Below are 20013 nucleotides of genomic sequence, written 5' to 3'. Positions count from 1 at the left end.
TACCCGCTTTTCGGCCATGCTCTGACCATCGCGCGGACTATCGACCGTAGGAACCGGTACCGTGCTGCGGATCAATGGCCGCGGCATTCAGATATGATTCCACGGCGTTTTCCGGAACACGATAGGAGCGACCGAACTGAACAGCTGGCAGATCACCGGCGTGGATCAGCCGATAAACGGTCATTTTGGAAACACGCATCATGTCGGCGACTTCGGCCACAGTCATGAATCGGGCTCCGGCAAAATTCTGTTTATCCGTCATGCGGGATATTCTCCTGACGCTGATCTCTAATTCGTCGCGTTATTTTAGCGAAGATGAACTTACACGACTTTGGATCAACATCGGCGGTTCAGGTTCACGTTCGCTTTGTACTAGTCTAATCGCACTTTTGTAACTTTTGCATCACGAAACACACCGGTGACCATCTGAATCGCATATTTCGATGCCAGAATGAGACAATCCGCGTGGATTCACCGGGGTTCCGATGAATCCACGCGGATTGCAACAAACTGAATTACTAGATGACGCCTTGCGCTAGCATGGCGTCAGCAACCTTCACGAAGCCAGCGATGTTGGCACCGGCGACGTAGTTGCCTGGCATGCCGTACTCGTCTGCAGTGGCAGCACAGCTGTCGTGGATGCCGACCATGATCTCGGTCAGGCGGCGCTCGGTGTGCTCGAAGGTCCATGCATCGCGGCTGGCGTTCTGCTGCATCTCCAGGGCCGAGGTGGCGACACCGCCAGCGTTGGCGGCCTTGCCTGGGCCGAAGAGCACTCCGGCATCCTGGAAGATCGACGTTGCCTCAGCGGTGGTAGGCATGTTGGCGCCTTCGGCGACGGCAATGGTGCCAGCGGCGACCATCTTCTTCGCAGCCTCGGCACCCAACTCGTTCTGGGTTGCGCATGGCAGGGCCACGGTGCCTTCGACGTCCCAGACGCTGCCGCCTGCGACGTACTTGACCTTCTTGCTGCCACGGCGTTCGGCGTACTCGGAGATGCGCCCGCGCTCGACTTCCTTGATCTGGCGCAGCAGATCCAGGTCGATGCCGCCTTCGTCGACGATGAAGCCGGCCGAGTCGGAGGCGGTGACGACCTTGGCTCCCAGTGCCTGCGCCTTCTCGATGGCGTGGATTGCCACGTTGCCCGAACCGGAAACGACCACACGCTGGCCGTCGAAGGTCTGGCCGCGGGTCTTGAGCATTTCTTCGGTGAAGATCACTGCGCCGTAGCCGGTGGCTTCCGGGCGAACCAGGGAACCGCCCCAGCTCAAGCCCTTGCCGGTCAGCACGCCGGACTCGTAGCGGTTGGTGATGCGCTTGTACTGGCCGAAGAGGTAGCCGATTTCGCGGCCACCCACGCCGATGTCGCCTGCTGGCACGTCGGTGTATTCGCCAATGTGGCGGTAGAGCTCGGTCATGAAGGACTGGCAGAAGCGCATGACTTCGCCATCGGACTTGCCGCGGGGGTCGAAGTCCGAGCCGCCCTTGCCGCCGCCGATTGGCATGCCGGTCAGGGAGTTCTTGAAGATCTGCTCGAAGCCCAGGAACTTGACGATGCCAAGGTAGACCGATGGGTGGAAGCGCAGACCGCCCTTGTATGGGCCTAGTGCCGAGTTGAATTCAACGCGGAAGCCGCGGTTGATCTGCACGCGTCCTTCGTCGTCAACCCATGGCACGCGGAAGATGATCTGGCGTTCAGGTTCGCACAAACGCTGCAGGATTGCGGCTTCAGCGTATTCAGGGTGCTTGACCGATACGGCTTCAAGGCTCTCGAATACTTCTGTGACGGCCTGATGGAATTCTGCTTCGCCGGGATTGCGGCGGAAGACTTCGTCGCGAATCGTCGCTAAGTGCTTGTCCAAGTTCTTCTCCTCATCACTTGGGGCAGGCACAGGCGCACGAGGGGCCTCATAGCCGGCGTCACTGCCCCGCACACGAGAATGCCATGCTGGGCATTCTGAACAAAATTTTCTTGTTATAAAACAGGATTGCGCGCGTAACTTAAAAGATTGACCATTTTGCCCGGTTGCAGCGTCGAAGACTGGACAACGCCTAGCGTCGGCGTCCGAACCGAGGAAGTTTCTCGAAGAATTCCTGCGCACGTCCCGTAACTTGTTCCAAGCCTTGGCCCACGCGGCGGCCGATCTGCTGGGCGGTCGGATTCGATGCCACAGCCAGCTGCCCCTCGGTTCCGGTTTCGGCCGTTGCCGGTTCCTGGTCCACCGCTGGTGCAGGAACCAATTCGGTGCACCAATGCACGAGGTCTTCGAGCGCAGCGGTGTCGATGCTGTAGATGCGCCGCTGCCCGGCAGCGGCCATGCTCACGAGCTCAGCTTCGCGCAATACCTTCAGGTGCTTGGAAACGGTCGGCTGGGAAATCTCCAGTTCCGTGACCAAGGTGCCCACGGCTTTCGGCTCGGACTTGAGCGCTTCTATGATCCTGCGTCGGGTCGGCTCAGCCAACGCCGAAAATACTTCATCAATTGCCACACTCATAACCCTAACGGCATATGAATGAATGGCAATCAATTTCCTTCTCGAAAAAGCTGTGAAGTCCTGTTGCTGCGCCCAGTGGTCGCAACGACCCGAGGCTAGTCAAACCAGGGATCAAGGCCAAATAGCGGGAAAACTTCTTTGCGGGTAGCAATGATGGTCCGGTCCACCGGATCGGCCGGATCATAGCCAACTTCCCAATTGCGCCACCACAACTGGGCATCGTCGCCCATGAGATAAGGCATGGCACGCCCGTACTTTTCCAGGACATAGCGGCGGAAAGTCTCGGGGACATAGGTGCGCAACGGCACCGGCTTGCCGGCGACAATCGCGGTCAGATGGGTCCAGGTACGCGGCACGACGGCAGTGACGTTATAACCCCCGCCTCCGGTAGCCAGCCAACGGCCTTCGCACAGTTCGTCCGCCAGATGGGAAATATCCAAGGCGGCCTGGCGTTGGGCATCGACCGACAGCTTCAAATTGGTCATGTCGTCATCACGGTGCGCATCGCATCCATGCTGGGAGACAATGATTTCCGGCTTGAAGGCGCGCACCAGTTGGGGAACGATCGCATGGAAAGCACGCATCCACCCGGAGTCCCCGGTCATGGCCGGAAGAGCGACATTGACTGCGCTGCCCTGGGCATCCTTGCCGCCGATTTCATTGGCGAATCCGGTTCCCGGAAAAAGCGACAATCCCGATTCGTGGATGGAAATTGTCAGCACACGTTCGTCATCCCAGAAGATCGATTCGGTGCCATCCCCATGATGCGCGTCGACATCTATGTAGACTACGCGCTTCGCGCCCTGTTCCAGCATGCGCTGGATCGCGGCGGCAGCGTCGTTGTAGATGCAAAAACCGCTGGCTTTGCTCTTCGCTGCATGGTGCATGCCGCCGGCGAAATTCACTGCACGGACAACATCTTCATCCATGATGGCTTGGGCCGCCATCACCGAACCTCCCACGATGCGCCCGGCTGCTTCATGCATCCCGGCGAATACCGGGTCGTCTTCAGTGCCCAAGCCGAATTCTTCGGCAACCAGTGCCGGATCGTTGCTGACCCGTCGTACCTGGTCGATATAGGTCTGGTCGTGAACCGTGCCGATAACCGCGTCCTCGGCAACTTCTGGCGCCTGGATCGAGACGTTCTGCGCATCGAAAACATCCAGCTCGTCGCTGAGCCGATAGGTCAGCTCTAGCCGCGAAGGGTGCATCGGATGCCAGTCGCTGAATTTGTACTTCAGATACTGTTCATCCCACATCACCATGGTGGACCGTGGGGCATGCTGCGGATCTAACACGAATTCAGGCTACCCGATAGTGATCCAACTCATGAATTTATGGCAGATTGCGAGGCTTGTCGGGTCTTCAGGCGGGCAACGCAAGCGTTTAGCGGTGGAAACGCGTAAATTACTAGGAGGACTTCAATTCCGCATGGCAAAGTACTGTTCCCGAGGAAACGGCGAGAAATAAATGAGCACAGCCAGTGCACCGGGCCCCAGTGCCCGGGCAGCTGAAATGCGTGAACGGCGACGCAAGAAATGGCTGGCGGTTCGCATCGCAGTCGCCGACTTCACCGTGCGCTCCCCCGCGCGCTTGACTCTTGGCGCTTTCCTCTTGGCCATCACGCTGTTCACTTCCCTGCTGGCCGCACCGTTTTCCTCGGCCACCGGAGAAGCCACCGCGCTGCATGACGCATTGTTCACGGCGGTGTCGGCGGTGTGCGTCACCGGCCTCACCACCGTCTCCACCGCGGTGCATTGGTCATTTGCCGGCCAGCTGATCATGCTGGTCGCGACGTTCATGGGCGGGTTGGGCATTTTGACCTTGGCCTCCATCATGTCCCTGGCGGTATCGCGCAAGCTGGGCGTGCGAGCCAAGCTGATGGCCCAGAACTCCATGAACAGTTCTGGAGCCTCTGCGCTGGGCGAGGTCAGCTCGCTGCTGCGCATCGTGATCCTCACGGCGATCAGCCTGCAGGCGGTGATCGCGCTGTTCTTGATCCCGCGCTTCTACATTCTGGGCGAAAGCGTGCTGTCCTCCATCTGGCACGGAATTTTCTATGCAGTCTCGGCTTTCAACAATGCAGGCTTCACCCCGCACTCCGATGGTTTGGTTCCCTATGAAACCGACCTGTGGATCCTGGGACCCTTGATGGCCGGCGTTTTCACCGGTTCCTTGGGGTTCCCGGTCATCATGGTGCTCCTGGCGCACAAGTTCAACATCAAGAAGTGGAACCTGCATACTAAGCTGACCATGCTCACCACCACGATCCTGCTCTTTGCCGGATCCTTCCTGTGGCTGGTATTCGAATGGGCCAATCCCAAGACCATTGGGGGTCTGTCCTTGAGCGACAAGATCATTCATGGATTCTTCGCCTCGACGATGACCCGTTCCGGTGGATTCAATCTGGTGGACCAGAACGACATCCACCAGGTGACCGTCCTGCTGACCGACGCATTGATGTTTGCCGGTGGCGGTTCAGCTTCCACCGCTGGCGGCATCAAGGTCACCACCATTGCCGTGATGTTCTTGGCCATTCTGGCAGAGGTCCGCGGCGATACGGACGCGAAGGCCTTCGGCCGGCAGATTCCTCAGGGCACCATGCGCGTGGCCATCTCAGTGGTCGCCATGGGCGCTTCGCTGGTGATGGTCGCTACCGGGGCACTGGTGACCATTGATGAATCAGTGGGCTTCTCGCGTGCCCTGTTCGAGTCGATTTCGGCCTTTGCTACCGTAGGGCTGAGCACCGGCGTATCGCAAGAACTGCCTCCGGCTGGCAAATATGTGCTCAGCGCGTTGATGTTTGCCGGACGCATCGGCAGCATTACACTCGCCAGCGCATTGACCATGCGCCACCGCAACACGTTGTTCAGACTTCCAGAAGAAAGGCCTCTCATTGGCTGACAAGAACATGGACCACAATGCCCCGGTGCTGGTGATCGGCTTGGGCCGCTTCGGTGCCTCTGTCGCCGAGACGCTGGTCAAGCAGGGCCGCGAAGTGCTGGCCATCGAGCGCAGCCCGGAGCTCGTCCAGCAGTGGGCCAGCACCCTGACCCACGTTGTCGCGGCCGACGCAACCAACATCGATGCGCTGCGCCAGCTCGGCGCCCAGGAATTCTCCTCTGCTGTCGTGGGCGTCGGCACTTCCATCGAATCCTCGGTGCTGATCACCGTCAACCTGGTGGATCTGGGCATCGAGCACCTGTGGGTCAAGGCCATCACTCCGTCCCATGGAAAGATCCTTACGCGCATCGGCGCCAACCATGTCATCTATCCGGAAGCCGATGCCGGGGTGCGTGCCGCGCACCTGGTCGGCGGTCGCATGCTCGACTTCATCGAATTCGATGACGGCTTCGCCATCGTGAAAATGTACCCGCCCAAGGAGACCCAGGGCTTCACCTTGGCCCAGTCCCAGGTCCGCTCCAAGTACGGGGTGACCATTGTCGGGGTGAAGTCCCCTGGTGAGGACTTCACTTACGCAATCCCCGATACCATGGTGACGCGTCGAGATGTCCTGATCGTCTCGGGACACGTGGATCTGCTGGAGCGGTTCGCGGCCCGCCCCTAGGGCCAAAGGATTCGAAAACGGCGGTGGCCGGCATCCAGTTGGTTGCCGGCCACCGCCGTTTCACGTGTTGGGGTCTAGCCGAGCTCGTCGCTCAATTGGGCCGCACGAGCCGCTGCCGCTTGGGTTCCGGCAGCAATGATCTTTGGAATGCCGTGCTCATCGAAGGTGGCGATGGCCTGCTCGGTGGTGCCTTTTGGACTGGTCACTGCCTTGCGCAGGGCCGCCGGATCCGCATCAGGGTCCGAGAGCATCTTGCCTGCGCCAGCCACGGTGGCACGGGCCAGCGCGATGGACAGCTTCTCGTCCAAGCCCATGGCCACACCGGCGTTGGCCATGGCTTCAGCGAGGTAGAAGGCATAGGCAGGGCCGGAACCGGAAATTGCGGAGAGCGCGTTTTGCTGATCCTCGCCGATGACGTGCACATCGCCGGAGCCGGAGAGCAGGTCGGTGACCAGCTGGGTTTGCTCTTCGCTGACGCTTTCAGCCGGGCTGATGCCCACAACGCCTGCACCGACCATCAACGGGGTGTTCGGCATGGAGCGAATCACCGGCTGGCCCTGCGGCAGATGTGCCTGCATGCTGCTCAGGGTGATTGCGGCGGCCACGGAAACAACGACCTTCTGCGCGTCCAGGGATCCGGAAATCTCTTCGCACAGGTCGGTGATGCCGACCGGCTTCACTCCCAGGAAAATGATGTCGGCACTGGCCGCGGCCTTGCGGTTGGATTCTGGGTCGTCCTCGCTGACCAGGACGTTGATGCCAAGCTCACGTAGTTCTGCAGCGCGCTTGCCGCTGCGGACGGTGGCGGTGATGAGCTTCGGATCATGGCCTGATCCGATGATGCCACGCAGGATGGCGCCGTTCATGGAGCCAGCACCGAGGAAGGACAGGGACAGATTCTTTGTTGCTTCACTCATATGGCTATTGTGTCATTGGCTTGGGGTCACTGCCGACTGTTAAGTGCTGGCGGGCAAATTCTAGGGTCTTTCCCAGCCATTCTTCCTTTTGTCCCGCATTGCGCGCCTTGCGGGTGGACACCTCGACGGCTATGGTTCCGTCCCAGTTGGCATCGCGCAGGTATTGCAGAGTTTCGGCCACCGGCTGGGTTCCCAGGCCTGGCACCAGGTGCTCGTCCTTGCCGTTGTCCAGGCCATCGCACAGGTGCACGTGCGCCAGTCGCTGGCCCAGATCCTCGACTGCTTGGCGTGAATCCATATTGGCGATGGCGGCATGGGAGAAATCCCAGGTCACATTCTGGTAGTGCTGCGGGACGGGGTTCCAGTGCGGAAGATACATCTTGGCTTCTCGGCCCCGGGCACGCCACGGATACATGTTCTCCACGGCGATTTTCATCCCAGTGGTGTCGGTCAGCCGCTGCACGCCTTCGGCGAATTCCTCGGCGTAGGAACCTTGCCACCTGAATGGCGGGTGGGCGACAACCACGCTGGCGCCGACGGCTTGAGCCAGGATGACCGAGCGTTCAATCTTTGCCCAGGCAGAGCCCCACACCTGCTGGGTGAGCAGCAGTGTCGGAGCATGAATGGCCAGGATCGGCAGCTGGTACTTGTCCATCAAGGCTTTGAGCGCGGTGGCAGATTGGCTGGCCGCATTGCCGGTAATCAGCACTTCCAGCCCGTCGTATCCCACGTCTTTGGCCATAGCGAAGGCATCATGGACGGTCAGCGGATAAACTGACGCGCTGGAGAGGGTGACTGGCACCTTCATTGTGCTCTTCTGGTCTTCCATGCCTTGCCTCCTGTTACCGTGCCCACCTTGCAGGCACCGTTTAGCCAAGAAGGTTAGCTGCTGGGTTTGGCGAGAAACTTGTACTTCTCGTTGTCCAGCGCTACTTCCCCAACTCCCACGCTACTACTGAGCGGTGTCGCAGAGTCAAACATCACGTGATCAAATCGTCTCAGCATCAAGCCTTCACGGATAGCCCAAGGGCAAATTCGCACAGATTTCAGCTTCAGGGCACTCATCGCCTCGTGGGCTACGATCGCGCCAGCGAGCAATTGCGGGGCGCGGATCTCTGAAACGCCGGGCAATTCTGCACGTTCTGCCCAGCTCATCGCCGTCAAGCGGTTGGTCCATAATTTCAGTGCATCCCGATGGAGCACACGCTTGACGTAAGGACCCTCCGTGCTCGGCGCGGCGCCGGTGATGCGCGCCAGGGAACGGAAAGTCTTGGAAGTCGCGGTGGCCAAGGTGGGCTTGCCGTACTGGCGCAGTTCAGTGGTCGGGTCGGCGAGGACATCGCGTACGTATGTACGCAGTTCCTTGACTTCCTTCATCGACGGCAGATCGTTGGGAAGCCATTCGCGGGTCAGCCTGCCGGCGCCCAGTGGCACGGAGAATGCGGTTTGCGGGAACTCGTCAACGCCCAGGGCCAGTTCCAGCGAGCCGCCGCCCATGTCCAGGTTCAAGATGGATTCAGATGACCAGCCGAACCAGCGGCGTACCGAGTAGAAGGTCATGCCGGCTTCTTCCTCGCCGGTCAGTTCCATCAGGCTCACGCCCGTCTCGGCTTCGACGCGTTCCAGCACGGCAGCGCCGTTGGAGGATTCGCGGATCGCGGAAGTGCAGAAAGCCATGAAGTCCTCGACCTGGTGGTTTTCTGCAAACTGCGCAGCTTCCTTGATGAAGGAGATCAGCTCGAGCTGGCCTTCCTCGGTGATGGCGCCATACTCATTGAGGTAGCGCACCAGGGACAGGGGTCGCTTGTGCGAGGCATAGGGAACCGGGCGTGCGCCCGGATATGCGTCGACGAGCAAGAGGTGAACGGTATTCGAACCGATATCCAATACACCGAGTCTCATGGTGCGCTCCTCGTTAGGCCTGGCAAGAAAGACTAGTCAGTCTTTTTTGCGGTGGTCTTCTTGGCCGTTGCCTTCTTCGCCGGGGCCTTCTTGGCTGCCGGCTTCTTGGCCGGCGCCTTCTTTGCCGTGCGCTTCACTGGTCCGCGGGCACGCTTGTCCGCAAGCAGTTCGATAGCCTGCTCGCGGGTCAGCTCCTCCAGCGAGGTGCCGCGCGGCACGGTGATGTTCGTGACGCCGTCGGTGATGTACGGGCCGAAGCGGCCGTCCTTGACCACGATGTTCTTCTCGCTGGTCGGGTCGACGCCGAACTCGGCCAATGGCGGCACCGCGGCACGCCGGCCGCGTTGCTTCGGCTGCGCGTAGATCGCCAGCGCCTCGTCCAGCGTGATCGTGAAGATCTGCTCTTCGCTCTCGATGGAGCGCGAATCGCTGCCCTTCTTCAGGTACGGGCCGAAGCGGCCGTTCTGCACCGTGATCTCTTCGCCTTCGGCATCAGCCCCCAGCACACGTGGCAGGCTCATCAGCTTCAGTGCCTCTTCCAAGGTCACCGATTCCACGGTCATGGACTTGAACAGCGACGCGGTGCGCGGCTTGACCTTGGTTGGCTTCTTCGGCGGCTTGGGCTTGCCATTCTTGTAGTACTCGACCGGCAGCGCCGCCAATTCCTCCGCGGTCGGTTCCGGAATGATCTCGGTGACGTAGGCGCCGTAGCGGCCATCCTTGGCCACGATCTTGCGACCGGTTTCCGGATCATTGCCCAGGTCCTTTTCCGAGACCTGCGAATTGGCGAAGAGCTCCTCGGCTTTTTCGGCAGTCAGCTCATCCGGGGCCAGGTCCTCAGGCACGTTGGCGCGCTGCGGCTCGGTCCCTTCCTCGGCACCTTCCGGGATGGCACGTTCCAGATACGGGCCGAACTTGCCCACACGCAAGGTGATGTCGTCGGTGACCTTGATCGAGTTGATCGCCCGGGCGTCGATATCGCCCAGGTTGTCGACCACATGCTTCAGGCCCTCGGTCTCGGCATCCGCGCCCTTGCCGAAGTAGAACAGGTTCAGCCAGTCGGTGCGGGCACGCTGGCCGTTGGCGATCTCATCGAGATCGTCTTCCAGCCGGGCGGTGAAATCGTAGTCCACGTACTTCGCGAAGTGCTCTTCGAGCAGGCGGATCACCGAGAACGCGATCCAGCTCGGCACCAGGGCGCCGCCGCGCTTGGTGACGTAGCCGCGGTCCATGATGGTCGAGATGGTTGGCGCGTAGGTCGACGGGCGGCCGATCTCGCGCTTTTCAAGCTCAGCCACGATGGAAGCTTCGGTGTAGCGGGCTGGCGGGGTGGTTTCGTGGCCTAGTGCGGTCAGCTCGTCGCCAGCCAGCTGCTGGCCCACGGCCAGCTGCGGCAGGCGCGCTTCGGCATTCTCTGCCGCGGCTTCTACAGCCTGCTCGTCCTTGCCCTCCTCATAGGCGGAAAGGAAACCGCGGAAGGTGATGACGGTGCCGGATGCCGAGAACTCTGCCACCCGCTGATCGCTGGCGGTGCCCTGCAGCTTGATGGTGGCGGTGAAGCCCTTGGCATCGGCCATCTGCGAGGCGACGGTGCGCTTCCAGATCAGCTCGTAGAGCGTGTATTCGTCCTTGGACAGCGAGGAGCGAACGTCCTTCGGGCGGCGGAACATGTCACCGGCCGGTCGGATCGCTTCGTGGGCTTCCTGGGCCGCATCATTCTTCGCCTTGTACACGCGTGGTTTGGCTGGAACGGAATCGGCTCCGTACAGTTCGGTGGCCTGCTTGCGCGCGGCAGTCACTGCCTCGCCCGAGAGGAAGACCGAGTCGGTACGCATATAGGTGATGTAGCCGTTTTCATACAGGCGCTGGGCGATCTGCATGGTGATCTTTGAACTCCAGCGCAGCTTGCGGGATGCTTCCTGCTGCAGCGTGGAGGTGGTGAACGGCGCTGCCGGACGACGGGTGTACGGCTTGTCCTCGACAGAGGTCACCTCGAAGTCGGTCTTCGACAGGTTCGCCACCAGCGACTGGGCCGATTCCTGGTCAAGGTGAGCCAGCTTGTTGCGGGTGGCCTTCAACTGGCCGCGGTCATCGAAGTCGCGGCCGGAGGCGACACGGGCGCCGTCCACTGCCGACAGCTTTGCCGCAAAAGCTTCGCCGTCACTGGTAGCGAAGTTGCCCTTCACATCCCAGTATCCGGCGGGGATGAAGGCCATGCGTTCGCGTTCGCGCTCAACGACCAGACGGGTTGCCACGGACTGCACACGGCCTGCTGACAGGCCGCGGGCCACCTTGCGCCAAAGCACCGGTGAAATTTCGTAACCGTAGAGGCGGTCCAGGACACGGCGGGTTTCCTGGGCGTCGACGAGGTCGGTATCCAGTTCACGCATGTTCTCCAGGGCGCGGGCGATGCCTTCCTTGGTGATTTCGGTAAAGGCCAGGCGGCGTACCGGAACCTTTGGCTTCAGGACCTGCAGCAGGTGCCACGCGATGGCTTCGCCCTCGCGGTCCGCATCGGTTGCGAGGTAAAGTTCGTCAGCTTCCTTGAGCTTCGCCTTCAGTTCGGAAACGCGCTTCTTCTTGTCCGGGTAGACCATGTAGTACGGCTCGAAGTCGTTGTCCAGATCGACAGCGAACTTGCCTACGGAGGTTTTCTTCAGCTCGGTTGGCAGTTCCGAGGGCTGCGGAAGGTCGCGGATATGGCCCACAGAGGCATCCACGTCAAAGCCTTCGCCCAAATACTTGGCGATCGACTTCACCTTGGCAGGAGACTCCACGATTACGAGTTTCTTACCAGTCTTTTCCTTGGCCTTGGGGGGCACAGCACTCCTTTAGACAACACGGACCTTCGGCACCCATTCCCGGGCCTTGCTCGATCCGCCATCGCAGCTTCGTTCTTCATGCCTACTCTATAAGCACATTTCTCGATGATCTTACACCGAAGGATCTGCGCTCCCTGAGCCGGGCATGCTTATGATGTCGCCTCCCCCATGCTCTGGTATTCGGGAAGCAATGAGATTAAGTAGAACATACGCCGCGAATCAATACTGCGTTCCTCAGCTGTTGCCTGTGCCTCGTATTCGTACACGAGATCCAGCATCCGGCGGTTGAACTCGCGCTGCTTGGCCTCTGAGAGGAAGACCAAACCGCTGGTCAGCATCGGCGGGCGGTCAGGCTCCGGAGCGATTCCGGCCTTCGCTTCTGCCTCGCGGCGTTGGACTTCGGCATTAAGCCGCGTGCGGAATGCGTTCAACTGCACATTCAAGTACGCGGTCTTGGCGTTGGCCGAGTCGATCTGCGTGTTCAGTTCAAGCCGTTCACCGGCCGCACGCCAGCGGCGCTCGCGTGCATCACCCTCGCTGGCGGCACGAATAACGTATCCGTACTTCTCCAGAGCTCGAAGGTGATAGCTCATTGCGCTGGGGGTCAACGCGCACAGCGATGCAAGTTCCGTAGCGGTGCGGGTGGTCTGCGAAGCAAAGAGCTCATCCAAGACGATCAGTCGAGCGTCATGCGCCAACGCTCGAATCGCTTGGGGGTCAGTGATCGAGACAACTTGTGGAATTTTTGCCGCATCTTGCGAGGCGGCTCCACCTTGTTCCTCAATTGTGTTCCGTGTCATAGGGAAAAACTTTAGCGCTTGTTTCACATTTTCTGAAGCAGGCCATGTCGCAAGAGCCGCTTCACTGCTTCATAAAGCACGTCCGAGAAGTCTTCCTGCCCCTCGCCTATCAGCGATTCCAGCGCATTGACTAGTTGCGATACAGATAATTCACCATCGCAGGCGGAAACAAATCCTGCCTGCGCAGTATCAAGCAATTCAGTTCGGCGCAGGCCAGCACCCTGGCGCAGCAGGATCACGCCCGGGTGCTCTGCCCCCGGACGCTGGTGGCGCTCCTCGGTGACATCCTCAGGCACCAGCAGGAGCCAATCCTTGTATCCTTCGCCGGCCGCTGCCAGCTGGTCAGCCATCGCGATATCGCGTTGCAATGTCGGGGCCAGCGGCTGTTCCACCTGATGCGAGATCTGCTCGTAGCGTTGCAGGACTGGGCGGCTTGCAACCGGGCGGCGGAGGTACACCAAGCCGAAGCCGATGGCCCCCACGCCGCGGGACTCGAAGTCATCGAGGTACGCGTTGTAGGCGGAGACATACGAGCTGCTGTCTTCGGTCTGCGAAGAGTCGCGCAACCAGGTTTCCGCGTAGCCGCTTGGGGTCGTCTGTTCGCGCTCAATCACCCATACGTCCAGCTTGTCGCCGAACCACTGGCGCACCCGGACATCCCATGCTTGGTTCGATTCATCGTCTAGAAGAGGAATCTCCCAGTTTGAAAGCATTTGCATGGAACCACCCGGCTCCAAGAATTCAGGGGCCTGCTCGATCAGGGTGCTCACCAAGGTGTCGCCAGCCATTCCCCCATCACGGTAGGTGAAACGGTCCTTGGCCCGCTCTGTGCTGCTTCGCGGGGTGATGACGAACGGCGGGTTGCTGGCGATCAAATTGAACGTGGATCCTGCCACCGGCTCGAACAGGCTTCCCTGGAGCAAGGTGACCCGAGAATCGAGGTTCTCTGGATCCAGTGCCAAGGCCTGGTGGTTGAGCATCAGGTTGAACCGGGTGAATCCCAGGGCTCGGGCCGACAGGTCCGTGGCGGTGACGTGTTCCGCATGCGAGAGCAGGTGGAAGAGCTGGATGCCGCAGCCGGTGCCCAAGTCCAGCGCGCGCTCGACCTTTTCGCGGATCGTGATCTGCGCCAGGGTCAGCGAAGCCTGGCCAATGCCAAGCACATGGTCGGTGCGCAGCACGCCGGGGCGCTGGTGTGCGCCCAAGTCGTGGGCCACCCACAATTCGCCATCGGCATCCGATGAATGCAGTGCCAAGGCGATCTTGGCACGGTAACCGCTGGCCCAGGACTCGACGAGCCCCAGCTTGAGCAGGCCGTCAGTCTTGAGCGTCGGGAAGGCGGCATTGATGGCAGCTTCTTCCTGGGTCTGGCCCAATTGGAAGAGGCGGACTACGCAAGCCAGAGGGGCATCCTCCCCGCGCCGATCCAGATTGCGCAATGCAGGGTGCAGCTGGTCGCGAGCAAATGCTGCGGCGGCTTCCTCGCCCAGCAGCCCCTCGACATTTTCATAGTTGTACCCGACAGCAGTCAGGTCTTTGGCCAGCGAATCGATGAGCAGTTGATTATGGCTCTGCGGAGCGTCATCAATGGAAGAAAATTCAGCAGCATTCACAACGCCAAGTCTACCGAGTAACGCAACCGGCGGGAGCTAGGCTAGTCAACTTGGCCCGACCTATGATGTGGGCATGACCCAAGTAACCGTGACCTATCTGCAACAGCTCAATCCTGCGGAGATCATCTCTTCGTCCAAATCCCTGCCCGAGGACGCCCGGATTGAACTGGCCGACGAGATCACCCCGGAATTTTCGCGGTTCCTTTACCAAAGCGTCGGCAGCGAGCTGAACTGGGCTGACCGCCTGGGCTCCACACGCGAGCAGTGGGACGAAGTGCTCCGACGTCCCGGCTCTGAAACGTGGGTGCTCTACCAGCAGGGTGCTCCCAAGGGATATGTGGAGCTCGTCACGGAAGTCGTGGAAGCCGGCAGCGAAGTCGAGATCTTCTACTTCGGGCTCTTTCCTGAAGCTACCGGTCGCGGCCTCGGCGGAGTGCTGCTCAGCGAAGCACTGCGGCAGGCTTGGGCTCTGGGCTCGCGCTGGACGCAGCTGCCTGCGGTCAGCCGGGTGTGGTTGCATACGTGTTCATTGGACGGGCCGGCGGCGCTGCCGAATTACCAAGCACGCGGGCTGAAGATTTACCGGACCGAGGTGGAACAGACCGAGGTCAAGGACGCCTCGACCGGCTTGTGGCCGGCGACGGCAATATAGGACTGCGGCCCGGACTTCGACAGTCCGGGCCGCAGTTGGTCCATGCGGTGATCAGGCGTCCACGGTGCTGCACTCTGGGCAGCGGCGCAGCTCTTCATCCTTCGCGCAGTCGTCGCAGAACAGGCGCAGATTGCGGCAGGCGGGGTTCGAGCAGTTCTCGAACTTGTTCGTCGGGCCCTGGCAGCCAACGCATTCACCGATAGTCACCGCGTCTTCGGTGAATTCTGTGTGCATGCGCTTGTCGAAAACGTACAGCGAACCTTCCCAGAGTCCTGCATCGCCGTACTTCTCGCCATAGCGGACAATGCCGCCCTGCATCTGGTACACCTCTTGGAAGCCGCGCTTGACCATCAAAGCAGAGAGCACCTCGCAGCGGATGCCGCCGGTGCAGTAGGTGACCACCGGCTGGTCCTTCAGGTGGTCGTACTTGCCCGAATCCAGTTCTGCAACGAAATCACGGGTGGTCTCCACGTCAGGAACGATCGCGTCCTTGAATTTGCCGATCTGCGCTTCGAAGGCGTTGCGGCCATCGAAGAAGTGCACCTTCTCGCCGGCCTTCTTCCTGCTGTCCACCAGTTCGTGCAGTTCTTCGGGGCGCAGGTGGGTGCCGCCACCTACCACGCCGTTCTCGTCGACTTCGAGTTCCCCAGGGGCGCCGAAGGTGACGATCTCGTCGCGAACCTTAACGGAGATACGCGGGAAGTCCTCAGCCGAGCCTTCAGACCACTTGATATCCATCTTCTTGAATGCGGGAAGTTCCCGGGTGGCCTTGACGTAGGCCTTGACTGCGGAGATCTCGCCACCCACGGTGCCGTTGATGCCGTCTTTGGAGATGATGATGCGTCCGCGCAGGCCCCAGCGCTCCAGCAGAGAGCGCTGCCAAAGGCGGATTGCCTCTGGATCTGGGAGCGGAGTAAAAGCGTAATACAGAACTATGCGATGAATGGCCACCCTACAATGTTAGTAGCTTCGGGCCGCGAAACGCCGAGGAAAAGAGCAATGTCACATTGATCTTCCCCGGGAATATCGGGCTCTCGGACAGTGCGATAGTTTCAAGTAGGCAACGATTAGTTCAATGTCAGCTAATTCCTAGGAAAGACAAGGTAGGGTCAAATTATGGCATCAAACGCAAGCGATGAACTGATTGGCACCTGGGTAGCAGGCTGGGCTGGGGCTCGTGGTTATGAAACTCGTAACGAAGGACGAGTCCACGCTGCGCTGCGCCACGACACCACAGAAGACTGGGAATACGTCATCTATGGCCCTTCCAAAGAGGAACTTGCAGCAGTCGCCGAAACTCTGGCGAAGCACCCAAACCGCCGCCTGACGGCATTCGACGACTCCGCCGAAAATCTGGTCGCAATGGCGACCGAAGTTGGCCTGCAGGTCACCGCCGACGACGAAGCGCTGATGGTCACTGAACTAGCCGTCCACGACGTCGAGGTCCCGCTGCCTGCAGACGGCTTCATTTTCCAGATCGAACGCGATGGCACGCATGCCTATGTGTCGCTGCATCCTGAAGACAACCAGGAAGTAGTTGCCGCCTCCGGCCACGTCTCGGCAGTCGACGGATATGCGATCTTCGACCGCATCATCACCGGCGCCGATTTCCGCCGCCAGGGCCTCGGCACCTTGATCATGCGTGCGCTGGCTTCGCTGGCCCAGGAACACGATGTTGATGAAGGCCTGCTGATCGCTTCCGTCGATGGCCAGCAGCTTTATGCTTCACTGGGCTGGACTTCGCTGGGCAAGGTTGTCATGTTCAAGGCCTAGCTCCTTCACAGTCGCTCTCATCGCCGTGCTTGACGTATCCGCGTCAAGCACGGCGATAGTCTTTAACTCCAGCAGTTCCCGGTCCGGAAGGCGTCCTCGTGAAGTCAGTGCGTTCTCTCTTAGATCCCTTCGACCGGACCAATGATCCAGACGCGGTGGTGCACCGCCGCACCAGGGCTGCCAAGGACGAGATCACCAGCCCATGGCCCCAGTGGCTCAGCGCCGAGCTCATCGAGATCTTCCAGGGCCTGGGCATCCAGCAGCCATGGCTGCACCAAGCCCAGGCGGCTAATCTCATCCACTCTGGCCATCACACCATCGTTTCCACCGGTACCGCTTCGGGCAAGTCCATGGCCTACCTGATGCCGAGCTTGGAACAATTGCTTAGAGCCAAGGACAGCGGGTTCAACGATGCCGATGCCGGAGCATCGGTGCTCTATATCTGCCCCACCAAAGCGCTGGCGGCCGACCAGCTATCCGCGGTGGAATCCTTGAAGGTTCCCGGTGTCCGAGCCGCTCCCTACGATGGGGATACCGATCAGGCAACGCGTGCCTGGGTACGCCAGCATGCCAACTTCGTTTTCACCAATCCCGATATGCTTCATCGCGGCATCCTGCCCAACCATCCGGCTTGGTCCCGGTTCTTCAAGCGCCTTCGCTACATCATCATTGATGAGGCGCATTCCTACCGCGGAGTCTTCGGCGCGCACGTCGCCAACCTGATGCGCCGATTGCGACGCGTTTGCGCCCATTACGGCAATTACCCGGTGTTCATCGGTGCGTCCGCTACGAGCTCAGACCCGGAAGAATCCTTCGGGCGCCTCATCGGAGCACCAGCGCAAGCGGTAACCAATGATTTCTCTGCCAGCGGCGAACTGGTGATGGCTTTGTGGGAACCTCCGATGAGCGAGCACAGAGGTGAAAACGGTGCGCCAGTACGTCGCACCGCCGTTGCCGAAAGCGCCTCGATCCTCACCGACCTGATGGCCGACCATGTTCGAACCATTGTCTTCATCAAGTCTCGCCGGGGCGCTGAAACCATCGCAACGCTCACTCGCAAGCATCTGGAAAAATTTGCTCCAGAACTATCCGTCCGGCTTGCGGCCTACCGCTCGGGCTACCTGCCCAATGAGCGCCGAGCGGTGGAGGAGCAATTGCGCAGCGGCGAGCTGCTGGGCGTCACCTCGACCTCGGCGCTGGAATTGGGCATCGACATTGCTGGTCTGGACGCCGTTGTGGTGGCTGGCTGGCCGGGTACCCGCGCGTCGTTCTTCCAGCAAATCGGCCGTGCCGGACGTTCCGGCCAGGACGCGCTCGCGATCTTTGTCGCGGCCGAAGATCCGTTGGATACCTACCTGGCGCATCACCCCGAAGCCATCTTCGATTTGGGAGTTGAAGCAACGGTCTTTGATCCGCAAAACAAGTATGTGCTCAGCGGCCATCTCTGCGCGGCCGCGCAAGAATCTCCCCTGCGCCCTGAAGAGCTCGAACTTTTCGGTCCACAGACCGAGCAGCTTCTGGATTCGCTGGTGCAACGCGGATACTTGCGCCGACGCCCTGCCGGATGGTTTTGGACACATCCGCAGCATGCGGCGGCGATGTTCTCCATCCGCACCGATGGCGGTGGACCAGTTGACATCATCGATGCGGAAACCGGCGCCTTGCTCGGCACCATGGATTCCCCGCAAACGCATTATCAGGCGCATCCAGGAGCCATCTATGTCCACCAGGGTGCGAGCTACCATGTGGAAGAACTTGACGAGCAGAACCACGTGGTGATCGTGACCCGGGTCAATCCCGACTACTACACCACAGCACGCGATCTCACCACGGTCGCCATCGAATCCGAGGAACGCGAGCGCAACCATCGGGACCTGACGATTCATTTCGGCGAAGTGACGGTGACCACCCAGGTCGTTTCCTTCCAGCGCAAGTCGGTGGCTTCCAACGAGGTGCTCTCAGAAGAGCCCCTGGAACTTGAAGCCAGGGATCTGAACACCAAGTCCGTTTGGTTCACGCTGACCGAGCAGCGGCTATTGCGAGCTGGCTTGGCGGTTGACCAATTCCCCGGAGCCTTGCATGCAGCTGAGCATGCCATGATCGGCTTGCTGCCCCTTGTTGCCACGAGCGACCGTTGGGATATTGGCGGAGTATCCACCGCGCTGCATATGGATACCGGGCATCCGACAATTTTCGTCTACGACGCCCAGCCCGGTGGTGCAGGGTTTGCCGAGCGCGGTTTCGAGCGCTTCACCGATTGGGTCAGGGCCACCCGAGATGCCATCCAGGCTTGCGAATGCCAGCACGGGTGCCCCAGCTGCGTGCAATCCCCCAAGTGCGGAAACCGCAATAATCCGTTGGACAAGGCTGGCGCCATCTTGCTGTTGACCGCCGTGCTCGATGACGTGGAACCAGCCCACCACCGCTGAACCCATGAGCCTGCTCAGGGCATCGGAGCATCCAGCGGTGGCGCTCCGGCCCGCGCCCGGGCTTCGGCCTGATACAGTTCCACGCCCATGGCACGGAATCCGACAGGAACATAGGTTGCTACACGCACCGACTCGCCACCGGGTTCCACCGAGCATGATGCCAACTGCGCACCGTTGGATTGCGCAAGCTGCGCAGCTACGGTGCAGGGTTCGCCGGGACGCAGCCCACGGGCCGTATCTGCGGCAGCCAGCGCCGACATGTCTGCAGCGCTGGCTGCCTGCATCGCAGCTCGTGTTGCTGCAACCCATGCCAGGACCGCTCCAGCGATAAGCAGCGCAACAACGACGAGCGCCGTCGCCATGACCGTCCCGCTGCCCTGTTCGTTTCGGAGGCGTTGCAGCTTGCTCATTCGACTGCCACGCTGGCTTGTCCGTGGACCTGCAGGCTGCCGACAATTGGAAGCCGCACGGTTTTGCTAACGTGCACTTGCGAGTAGCCGCTGGATGTTGACAGCGAGAATCGGGCTTGGTTTCCTGCTAGCCGAACCCCGCTGGCGCGAGCGGTGGCATCATCCTCGCCGCGGGCCAATTCCCTGGCCATGGCCCCGGCCGCCTGCTGAACTTGAATCTGTTGGATCCCAACGACACCAAAGCACAGAGCCAAGGACAGCATGATCGCAACTGCTGGCAGCAGCACCGCAAATTCTGCGGTGCTGCTGCCAGATTCATCACTGAATCTCATGGCCTACAGCGACAATGCTTTAGTGATCAGGCCCATCAGCATGCCGCGTACGTCGCCGCTGGACAGGATGCTGATCAGCAGGCCCGCAAAGGCTACGGCAGCCAGGGTGACCATAGCGAATTCGGCTGTGGTGGATCCCTGCTCTTCCTGGAGCAGATCCCTGATTTCACGGAACCGTCGGTTCATTGTGTTTTCCTTTCTGGATACCTGCCCCCGGCGCCGATGCCGGGGACCTTGTGCTACTACCTTCGGCGAGCGCAGACGGCGCAGAGATCGGTTTCTTGCGAGCTGGGCATAAC

Annotated in this window: 19 protein-coding genes; 5 read left to right on the top strand and 14 right to left on the bottom strand. The window is 60.5% G+C overall.

The genetic code is table 11. The annotated features are described in order from the left end of the window. Positions 1–37: 37 nt before the first annotated feature. The 4 genes from BKX98_RS00475 to BKX98_RS00460 all read right to left on the bottom strand — a co-directional run bounded on the left by BKX98_RS00475 (position 38) and on the right by BKX98_RS00460 (position 3761). On the bottom strand, positions 38–262 hold the full coding sequence (locus BKX98_RS00475) for a helix-turn-helix domain-containing protein (protein ID WP_013349804.1): 225 nt from the start codon (positions 260–262) through the stop codon (positions 38–40). 256 nt (positions 263–518) lie between these two features. Further along, entirely contained in the window at positions 519–1862 is a 1344-nt protein-coding gene (gene gdhA / locus BKX98_RS00470; RefSeq protein ID WP_038992317.1) for an NADP-specific glutamate dehydrogenase, read from the bottom strand. A gap of 190 nt (positions 1863–2052) precedes the next feature. Further along, a complete protein-coding gene (locus BKX98_RS00465) occupies positions 2053–2490 on the bottom strand; it encodes a helix-turn-helix transcriptional regulator (protein ID WP_066140976.1) in 438 nt (145 codons plus the stop codon). Positions 2491–2591: 101 nt separating this feature from the next. Continuing rightward, positions 2592–3761: an acetoin utilization protein AcuC gene (locus BKX98_RS00460; RefSeq protein WP_073706410.1), complete on the bottom strand. Its 1170-nt coding sequence runs from the start codon at positions 3759–3761 to the stop codon at positions 2592–2594. 205 nt (positions 3762–3966) lie between these two features. Here BKX98_RS00460 and BKX98_RS00455 point away from each other — a divergent pair, with 205 nt between their 5' ends. Beyond that, on the top strand, positions 3967–5400 hold the full coding sequence (locus BKX98_RS00455) for a TrkH family potassium uptake protein (protein ID WP_038992320.1): 1434 nt from the start codon (positions 3967–3969) through the stop codon (positions 5398–5400). A gap of 7 nt (positions 5401–5407) precedes the next feature. Continuing rightward, positions 5408–6064: a TrkA family potassium uptake protein gene (locus tag BKX98_RS00450; RefSeq protein ID WP_038992348.1), complete on the top strand. Its 657-nt coding sequence runs from the start codon at positions 5408–5410 to the stop codon at positions 6062–6064. Positions 6065–6138: 74 nt separating this feature from the next. Here the strand turns inward: BKX98_RS00450 and proC are convergent, their stop codons facing one another. From proC to BKX98_RS00420, 6 genes are all read right to left on the bottom strand, one after another. Beyond that, the gene (gene proC / locus BKX98_RS00445) at positions 6139–6981 is read right to left on the bottom strand and encodes a pyrroline-5-carboxylate reductase (RefSeq protein WP_038991672.1); all 843 of its coding nucleotides are present in this window, start codon (positions 6979–6981) and stop codon (positions 6139–6141) included. 4 nt (positions 6982–6985) lie between these two features. Continuing rightward, a complete protein-coding gene (locus BKX98_RS00440; RefSeq protein ID WP_038991673.1) occupies positions 6986–7810 on the bottom strand; it encodes a sugar phosphate isomerase/epimerase in 825 nt (274 codons plus the stop codon). A gap of 53 nt (positions 7811–7863) precedes the next feature. Next, positions 7864–8883 carry a Ppx/GppA phosphatase family protein gene (locus BKX98_RS00435; protein ID WP_038991675.1) on the bottom strand — a complete coding sequence of 340 codons (1020 nt, stop codon included), beginning with the start codon at positions 8881–8883 and terminating at the stop codon, positions 7864–7866. Between the two features lie 32 nt (positions 8884–8915). Next, a complete protein-coding gene (gene topA / locus BKX98_RS00430) occupies positions 8916–11705 on the bottom strand; it encodes a type I DNA topoisomerase (protein ID WP_038991676.1) in 2790 nt (929 codons plus the stop codon). A 149-nt stretch (positions 11706–11854) separates the two neighbouring features. Next, positions 11855–12505 carry a helix-turn-helix transcriptional regulator gene (locus BKX98_RS00425; protein ID WP_038991753.1) on the bottom strand — a complete coding sequence of 217 codons (651 nt, stop codon included), beginning with the start codon at positions 12503–12505 and terminating at the stop codon, positions 11855–11857. A 23-nt stretch (positions 12506–12528) separates the two neighbouring features. Next, on the bottom strand, positions 12529–14118 hold the full coding sequence (locus BKX98_RS00420; protein ID WP_073705839.1) for a methyltransferase: 1590 nt from the start codon (positions 14116–14118) through the stop codon (positions 12529–12531). 73 nt (positions 14119–14191) lie between these two features. On the opposite strand from BKX98_RS00420, the gene BKX98_RS00415 reads away from it, so the two are divergent. After that, on the top strand, positions 14192–14770 hold the full coding sequence (locus BKX98_RS00415) for a GNAT family N-acetyltransferase (RefSeq protein ID WP_038991680.1): 579 nt from the start codon (positions 14192–14194) through the stop codon (positions 14768–14770). Positions 14771–14821: 51 nt separating this feature from the next. On the opposite strand, the gene BKX98_RS00410 is transcribed toward BKX98_RS00415, so the two are convergent. Then, entirely contained in the window at positions 14822–15721 is a 900-nt protein-coding gene (locus BKX98_RS00410) for a rhodanese-related sulfurtransferase (RefSeq protein WP_038991681.1), read from the bottom strand. Between the two features lie 165 nt (positions 15722–15886). Here BKX98_RS00410 and BKX98_RS00405 point away from each other — a divergent pair, with 165 nt between their 5' ends. Further along, positions 15887–16543: a GNAT family N-acetyltransferase gene (locus BKX98_RS00405; protein ID WP_038991682.1), complete on the top strand. Its 657-nt coding sequence runs from the start codon at positions 15887–15889 to the stop codon at positions 16541–16543. A gap of 98 nt (positions 16544–16641) precedes the next feature. Continuing rightward, entirely contained in the window at positions 16642–18972 is a 2331-nt protein-coding gene (locus BKX98_RS00400; protein WP_073705838.1) for a DEAD/DEAH box helicase, read from the top strand. A gap of 14 nt (positions 18973–18986) precedes the next feature. On the opposite strand, the gene BKX98_RS00395 is transcribed toward BKX98_RS00400, so the two are convergent. The 3 genes from BKX98_RS00395 to BKX98_RS00385 are packed head-to-tail and all read right to left on the bottom strand — an operon-like array spanning position 18987 to position 19900. Beyond that, positions 18987–19382, bottom strand: a complete 396-nt coding sequence (locus BKX98_RS00395) for an Rv3654c family TadE-like protein (RefSeq protein ID WP_073705837.1) — start codon at positions 19380–19382, stop codon at positions 18987–18989. Then, on the bottom strand, positions 19379–19714 hold the full coding sequence (locus BKX98_RS00390) for a TadE family type IV pilus minor pilin (protein ID WP_052253803.1): 336 nt from the start codon (positions 19712–19714) through the stop codon (positions 19379–19381). The genes BKX98_RS00395 and BKX98_RS00390 overlap by 4 nt, the downstream gene beginning before the upstream one ends. Positions 19715–19717: 3 nt before the next feature. Further along, positions 19718–19900: a DUF4244 domain-containing protein gene (locus tag BKX98_RS00385; RefSeq protein ID WP_038991688.1), complete on the bottom strand. Its 183-nt coding sequence runs from the start codon at positions 19898–19900 to the stop codon at positions 19718–19720. Positions 19901–20013 lie beyond the last annotated feature (113 nt).

This window comes from Glutamicibacter sp. 0426, from assembly GCF_001906485.1.
Lineage (GTDB): Bacteria > Actinomycetota > Actinomycetes > Actinomycetales > Micrococcaceae > Glutamicibacter > Glutamicibacter nicotianae.
Note: the sequence above shows the minus strand (reverse complement) of the source record. Positions and strands in the feature narration are given on the sequence as shown.

What these genes read in the sequence shown, in the direction of transcription:
- BKX98_RS00475 (WP_013349804.1), bottom strand. Translation starts at nt 262, where the DNA reads ATGACGGATAAACAGAATTTTGCCGGAGCCCGATTCATGACTGTGGCC.
- BKX98_RS00460 (WP_073706410.1), bottom strand. Translation starts at nt 3,761, where the DNA reads ATGGTGATGTGGGATGAACAGTATCTGAAGTACAAATTCAGCGACTGG.
- BKX98_RS00455 (WP_038992320.1), top strand. Translation starts at nt 3,967, where the DNA reads ATGAGCACAGCCAGTGCACCGGGCCCCAGTGCCCGGGCAGCTGAAATG.
- BKX98_RS00450 (WP_038992348.1), top strand. Translation starts at nt 5,408, where the DNA reads ATGGACCACAATGCCCCGGTGCTGGTGATCGGCTTGGGCCGCTTCGGT.
- proC (WP_038991672.1), bottom strand. Translation starts at nt 6,981, where the DNA reads ATGAGTGAAGCAACAAAGAATCTGTCCCTGTCCTTCCTCGGTGCTGGC.
- BKX98_RS00440 (WP_038991673.1), bottom strand. Translation starts at nt 7,810, where the DNA reads ATGGAAGACCAGAAGAGCACAATGAAGGTGCCAGTCACCCTCTCCAGC.
- BKX98_RS00435 (WP_038991675.1), bottom strand. Translation starts at nt 8,883, where the DNA reads ATGAGACTCGGTGTATTGGATATCGGTTCGAATACCGTTCACCTCTTG.
- BKX98_RS00425 (WP_038991753.1), bottom strand. Translation starts at nt 12,505, where the DNA reads ATGACACGGAACACAATTGAGGAACAAGGTGGAGCCGCCTCGCAAGAT.
- BKX98_RS00415 (WP_038991680.1), top strand. Translation starts at nt 14,192, where the DNA reads ATGACCCAAGTAACCGTGACCTATCTGCAACAGCTCAATCCTGCGGAG.
- BKX98_RS00405 (WP_038991682.1), top strand. Translation starts at nt 15,887, where the DNA reads ATGGCATCAAACGCAAGCGATGAACTGATTGGCACCTGGGTAGCAGGC.
- BKX98_RS00395 (WP_073705837.1), bottom strand. Translation starts at nt 19,382, where the DNA reads ATGAGCAAGCTGCAACGCCTCCGAAACGAACAGGGCAGCGGGACGGTC.
- BKX98_RS00390 (WP_052253803.1), bottom strand. Translation starts at nt 19,714, where the DNA reads ATGAGATTCAGTGATGAATCTGGCAGCAGCACCGCAGAATTTGCGGTG.
- BKX98_RS00385 (WP_038991688.1), bottom strand. Translation starts at nt 19,900, where the DNA reads ATGAACCGACGGTTCCGTGAAATCAGGGATCTGCTCCAGGAAGAGCAG.